We start from the raw sequence: 6,244 nt of genomic DNA, 5'->3' as shown, positions 1-6,244 counted from the left end.
CGCCATCACGGACAGGAGGGCGGCGGCCTTGCCGATCACTTCCGGCGGAAACAGCCGCGCCGCGAGCCACCAATAGACAAACCCGAGACCGGCCGCTGCAATCGTTCCGATCGCCAGAGCGCTGGAATTCAGCACGAGCGCGGCGCTCTTTCGAAGCTCTCGCCGGGCGCGAATAATGGCCGTCCTGACGAGGTCTACCGGCAAGATGGCTCTCCCGAACCTTGCTGCGCCGGCACCGCTGCCCTGCTGGCGGCTGGGCGCAGGACGTCCCGGTAGACCTGCTCGATCCGGGTCACGACCGCTCCGGCCTTGAGGCGGCCGACCCTGGCGAGGCTTGTCGCCTCCAGGCGGGCGAGCAAGGCGCGGTTCTCCAGAAGGGTCTGCATTGCGTGGGAAAGGGCGTGCGCATCACCGGGCGGCACGAGAAGCCCAGTTTCGCCATGATCGACTAGATCCGGCATGCCGCCGACGCCGGTTGCAACGACCGCCTTGCCGGACGCCATCGCTTCCATGATGACCGTCGCGCAGGCTTCGGGCCCGACCGACGGCAGTACGCCGTACAGTGAGCGCCGCCAAGCATGCATGATGGCGGAATGCGGCCATGTGCTGAAGACGCGGACGTTCGGCGGAAACTCTGTTGGCGTATCGGCGACTCGGCGCCCGATCAGGACCAGCTGCGGCGCCCGCTCCAGGCCGGCATAGGCTTGCAGGAGAACGTCAATGCCCTTGAGGCGCATCATGTCACCGACGAACAGGATGAATTCATCCCGGGGTAGCTGCCGCAGGCAGGGATTTTCCGGGCCAAGCACCCCGACATCGTCGGGCACGAAGTTGGGGATGACCTCGTAGGGGGCGCTGCCTTCGGTCAGTCCGGTGTGACGCGCCACCGCGTGGCTCACCGCGATGAAACGGTCCACCACACGCCGGGCGGCGAAGCTCGACCCCCAGTTGCCAAACGTGGTCACGGCTGCTTTCACCGCCCCGTAATGCCCGGCCGCGCAGGGCAGGCACTTCGCCGGTGCTGGGCCACTGCAGAGATGGGTGCCCAAGTGCATGAAATTCTTCTTGGCGCAGACAAGGCTGTAATCGTGGAGCGTAACCACGAGGCGTGCCCCACTCAGAACTTTGAGCGGCAGGAAGGACGCGTAGATCCAGTTATGGGCGTGGACGACGTCCGGCCTCTCCCGGGCGACCAGCCGCTTCAGGGCTAGCACCAGTTCGGGATCCGGGAAGGGTGGCGCGTGGCGGCGCTCGGGATCGGTGTGGAGGCCCGACAGACGCTGGAGCGTGCCGCGCAGGCGATGCACGCGGACCGCGCCGTCCAGCTCGGTTTCGGGCGATCCGGGATGCATTAAGGTGCCGACGCTGACGTGATGGCCCCGCTGCGCCAACGCCGCGCCGAGGTTGCGGATGTGCCGCTCCTCTCCCCCGATCACCGGAGGATAGAACTGCGACAGTAGCAGGATGCGCATGGTCAGGCCCCGTTTCAGATGTGCGGCACCAGCGTCGAAACGCTGCGGTAGAGTCGGTTGTCTTCCGGCCGATAGAGCCGGGCATCCGCCTTCTGCGGGGTGGCCAAAACGGGCACCGGGATCTCCCGCGCCCAGCTCTCGCCCGGCGCGATGGTGAGCGATCGGAAGATGGCGAACGGTTGCCCGTCGAGGGTGATTTCCAGGTCCAACAGCTGAGTTTGAGTCTCGGCGCTCCTGATGCCGACGGTGATCCGGCCGGACTCGCCACTGGCCGACGGCAACAACCAGAACGCGGTGTATTTGAATTCCCGGTAGGCCGATTCGTCCCCGACGGCCAGCGCATAGGCTCCGGTCGCCACAAGCAGCGCTAGCATGAACGCGGCCCCCTGCCAGAGCCGGACCCGCGCCGGAGCCGGCCAGGCTGGCAGATCGGGAGTGTCGCGGCGGCAGGCGGCCACCAGTGCCGCGGCTGCCGTCACGCCCCAGAACCACAGCCCCCAGCCGAGCGGCGTAAGCGATCCCGCGGCGTTCAGGGCAAAGCCCCCGGCGATGCCGGCGGCGAGGCTTGCGCCGACCGCGTAGACGAAGTGTTGCAACGCGGAGCCGGTCCTCACGCCAATGGCCCTCAGCACCGTATGGCCCGAGACGAGGAACACCATGGGCGCGCCCAGGGCAGTACGGATGAGCAAGCTGTCGCTGACCGCAACAGCCGCCACCGCGGCCCCCGCCCACAGGCACGCGGCCAGAAGGTCCAGCTTGCTACAATTTCTCATGCAATCCCCTCACGTCATAGATGACGATCCAGCCGTTGTCGTAGATGCGGGTGACGCCCTTGATGTCATTGAACTTAAGCAGCTCTGCGCCCGAGAGCGGCGTTCCCCGCCGTTGCCACGGCTCGAAGTAGAAGCCGAGCACCGGCGGGGCAGTGGACAGGCGCAGGTCCACCAGCAGGAAATCGATATCGCTTCTCACCAAGGCCCAAAACTCGTCAGGCCCCAAGGTCTCGTTCTCGAACACCCGCGAGGGAGGCACGCCTTCGACGATCTTTACTCTCACGTCCTGCCGCCCGTAGCTTGCGAGCAGCAGGCGATTTATGCGGTCGGATGTGAAGCGGTTGCCGGCCCCGAGCCATGCTTTGGTCCACAGCGCCGTTTCGATCCCCATGGATTCGATCGATTGCTGGTCGGCCGCCACCCTGTAGCGTCCACGTAACGGTTCGAGCGCAGCGCTCGTAACGCCGCCTAGGACGATGACCGCCAGAGCAACGGCCGGTGCGATGCGGCGCCACCCGCGTAGCGTGCGGCCCTCCCAAAAGTGGACGACGCTCACCCCGACGACCAGCCCGACGCCGATGAACACGAACGTTCCCATGCGGTTGCCGATTTCCCATCCGCCGATGGTCAGCCGGAAAGCCACCGAGATCGGGAAGCCGAAGGCCAGCAGGCTGAGAAAAACGACGCGGCTGTCGCGCCAGCGCCTCCCGAGAACATCCTGAAGCGGACGCCAACCCGTCCCCGCGTCGCTCGGCGCCGCCGTTGCCAGCGACCGGAAGAATCCTGTCGCCAGCCCAAGTGCCAACAGCAGGATTGCGAACAGCGTGGTCAGCCGCATGGCGAGGGGCTGCGGTGGCGCGCCGAGCTGGTCCGAGTTTGGGGCGCCCGCGATCTTTCCGAGCAATGTTTTGAAGCCAGATTCGACGATGGGTCCGAGATAACCTGCGAGATGGTTGCCCCGCGCCTCCATCCACAGGATTGGCAGGGCGATTGCCAGCATCCCCGTGAAGCCCACTGCGATCCTCGCTTCGCTCCGCATGGAGGCGTCCCGGCGCAAAGCCTCGAGGAATGCCACCGCTCCGAGGTAGATGGCGGCGTAGAAGGCCGCGAGGTGATGCGTGACCGAAAGGCTCATCAACAGCAGGGCGATCAGCCCAAGCGCCTTCAGCCGCTCTCGCCCGACGAGGTCCTTGGATGCTGCCTCGACGGCGAAGATCAGCACGCACAGCACGATGCCGAGGCTCTCGTATGAGAACATCGACTCGAACAGGACGAAGGTTGAGCAGCCCATATAGGCCAGACAGGCGATGGCCGCGATTCGCGGCGATGCGGTGATGCTTTCGAAGAACAGAAACAGGGCACCGATGAACGTGCCCTTGAGGACGGCCAACATTAGCGTCCCCGCCACAAACAATGGCAATCCCGTCAGATTGACGATCGCCGTCGAAACGATTTCCAGGGCGGGATACGTTGGCCCGATCGGGAGAAGCGGGTTCGACAGAAATAGCCGCCGTGCCGTCATAAGATCGTCGGCTGCGATCCAGTGCAAGAACTCGTCGTGGCTGACGAAGCTCGTCGGGGAATAGACCGTCTTGTAATAGAACAGGGCTTCGGCAAGCAGGAACAGGAGGAAGACGCGCTCGCCCCTGGCTGTTGTCGGCCAAGCTATGCGAAGGCTGGTCGGGACGACAAGGAGGACGACACCGGACCAGAGGAACAGCGGCGCCACGTCATAGCCCCGGCGCCCGGCGGCGTGCCCGGCCACGACCAGGAGCAGAGCCGAAGCGACCGTCAGGCACAGAACCGCGATCCATCCGGAGTTGGCCCGTTGCGGCGGGATATCGGCGCTGCCCCCGCGAAGGTCGGGACCGATAACGGCCGAGACGAACCTTATCCCGGCCTGGAGCGGGTTGGTCCTGGTTTCCGCGGTGAAATGAGCCGGCATCATCAGCATCATGCCCTCGTCGCAGGAGGCCACGATGTCACGCCGCCGGAGGGCAAGCGGACCGTGGATCGGCTGCTCAGGACCTCACAGTAGACGTCGTTCAGCGCTTGAGCGCACGCATCCCAGTCCGGCAGCGCCAAATCCGGGACCTCCCGATGGGTCCTCAGCTCCTCGGCCATGGCGGCGGCCAGCTCTTTCGGACCGGCGTCGGGCGGAATCGCCCTGCATAGGCCATTGGCGGCCAGCTCCCGCAGCCCGGACGTGTCGCTGACAAGGACCGGACGGCGCAGCGACAGGGCTTCCATGACGGCAACCGGATGGGCTTCGTAGTCGCTGAACAGCACGAACAGCGCGGCGCCCGCCAGAAGGTCTGCCATTTTCTGCCGCTCGGATCCGGGGATAGCTTCGATAGTGACCCGCTTCTCGAGGCCGAGCGTCGCGACGAGGCGCCGCAACTCTCCCTCGTACGGACCTGTTCCGACGATGTGTAGTCGCACGTCCGGTACCCTGTGGATCAGTTCGGGCAAGGCCCCAATCACCCGGTGATGGCCCTTATAGCGCTCCAGCCTGCCGCCCGAGACGATCAGGTGTGGATCGACCTTGATGCCGGGGCTCCCGGCTGGCATCGCGGCGCCGTTCGGGATAACGACAAACCGTTCCCGCGGCACGCCCATCCTCACGCTGAAGAAGTCGGCTTCGAATTCGGAGACGCCTATCATCCGTGCGGCCCGGGCCACCAGCGGCCGGAGCAGCGCGTGCTGTGTGCCGCGCACGGCGTTGCGCAGCCGGGAGGAATGCCCGCCGCTGTGGAAGGTCAGAATGAACGGCAGGTCCCCTCGGACGGCCGCGAGCAGCCCGATCGGCGCCACGAAGGTGTTGTAACCTTGGAAATGGATCAGATCCCAAGCCCCGCGCCGGATCGCGGTATAAATGCCGGGCGCAACATAGAGGTCCAGCTCCCTCGGCCAGGCCGGCACGCGCCGCACGCGCATGCCGCGCATCTCCTCCTCAACCTGCAACTCCCCCGAGGGATCGGTGGTGAGCACGTCGACCGAGTGGCCGCGCGCCACCAAGCGGGCACCGACTTCCTGGATGTGAGTTTCGATGCCGCCTATGAGAGGATAGCAGCGGGCGGCAACCATCAGGATTCGCATCGGGTTTGTCCACCGCCATCACAGGCTGTCGCGCTCCGCCTGTGCTGTGGGTGCACCCTCTCGCGCAGGATGGTTTTGAGGACGCGCCAGCCGTCCGGGAGGGCGCGCAGATGGCTCACACCGCTGATGCGCGGAGCCTCGAAACTTGCCACCTCGACGATATTGAGGTGGTTCTTCAAGGCTCGCACGTTGATGAGGGTCTCGATCTCGAACCCGTCGCAATCGCAGTTCAGCGTGGCGACGTGCTTGCTCCAGAAGGCTATGTATCCGTAGCATAGATCGGAGAACCAACCGCCATATAGCAGCCGCACGAACAGGGTCAGCCCCCTGTTGCCCAACATCCGGAACAGCGACATGTCACCGGTGCCGGCGCCCTGGATAAAGCGTGAACCCTTAACGAGATCCGCGCCGGCCATCAACGCACTGACAAAAACGATCGCCTCCTCCGGGACCATGGAGCCATCGGCGTCCAGCATGACGATGATGTCGCCTGTGGCGGCCAGGAATCCCGCTTGCAGTGCAGCGCCCTTGCCCCGCCGGGACTCCATGACAACCTTCACGTCCTCGCGCAGGCGACGCGCGACCGCGACCGTATCGTCAGTCGAATGACCATCCACAATAATGATCTCATGCGCCCAGTTGGGGATGCGCGGCAGAAGCCAAGGGAGGTTCTCGGCCTCATTGAGCGTCGGGACGACGAAGCTGACTCGGGGCAGAGTCAGCGATCGCCGCAGCGCGAAATTAATCAGGTCAGGCGGCGATGTGGCACCGACGGGGGCGAGAATGCTGGAGAGCCCGGCGTTCATGGCAGCGCTTCGAGGTCGTACGATGGGACCCGTCCGGAGGGCATATTGTGCTTCCATGACCCCATGAGCTCCCCGAAAATCCGGTGCTCCACAT

Annotated in this window: 5 protein-coding genes and 1 pseudogene; all 6 read right to left on the bottom strand. The window is 65.2% G+C overall.

Annotated features, from left to right (window positions below):
• Nucleotides 1–204, bottom strand: a pseudogene (locus EOA85_RS24700) (hypothetical protein); the annotation flags it as partial.
• A complete protein-coding gene (locus EOA85_RS24695) occupies nt 195–1,472 on the bottom strand; it encodes a glycosyltransferase family 4 protein (RefSeq protein WP_127211514.1) in 1,278 nt (425 codons plus the stop codon). The pseudogene EOA85_RS24700 and the gene EOA85_RS24695, both read right to left, overlap by 10 nt.
• Nucleotides 1,473–1,486: 14 nt before the next feature.
• Nucleotides 1,487–2,245 (bottom strand): hypothetical protein, encoded by a 759-nt coding sequence (locus EOA85_RS24690; RefSeq protein WP_127211513.1) that lies wholly within the window; start codon nt 2,243–2,245, stop codon nt 1,487–1,489.
• On the bottom strand, nt 2,232–4,223 hold the full coding sequence (locus EOA85_RS24685; protein ID WP_127211512.1) for a hypothetical protein: 1,992 nt from the start codon (nt 4,221–4,223) through the stop codon (nt 2,232–2,234). Before EOA85_RS24685 ends, EOA85_RS24690 begins: the two co-directional genes overlap by 14 nt.
• Nucleotides 4,199–5,344 carry a glycosyltransferase family 4 protein gene (locus EOA85_RS24680; protein ID WP_127211511.1) on the bottom strand — a complete coding sequence of 382 codons (1,146 nt, stop codon included), beginning with the start codon at nt 5,342–5,344 and terminating at the stop codon, nt 4,199–4,201. The genes EOA85_RS24685 and EOA85_RS24680 overlap by 25 nt, the downstream gene beginning before the upstream one ends.
• Entirely contained in the window at nt 5,332–6,150 is an 819-nt protein-coding gene (locus EOA85_RS24675; RefSeq protein WP_127211510.1) for a glycosyltransferase family 2 protein, read from the bottom strand. Before EOA85_RS24675 ends, EOA85_RS24680 begins: the two co-directional genes overlap by 13 nt.
• Between the last annotated feature and the right edge of the window lie 94 nt (nt 6,151–6,244).

This window comes from Mesorhizobium sp. M5C.F.Ca.IN.020.29.1.1, from assembly GCF_003997375.1.
Taxonomy (GTDB): Bacteria; Pseudomonadota; Alphaproteobacteria; order Rhizobiales; family Rhizobiaceae; genus Mesorhizobium; species Mesorhizobium wenxiniae.
Note: the sequence above shows the minus strand (reverse complement) of the source record. Positions and strands in the feature narration are given on the sequence as shown.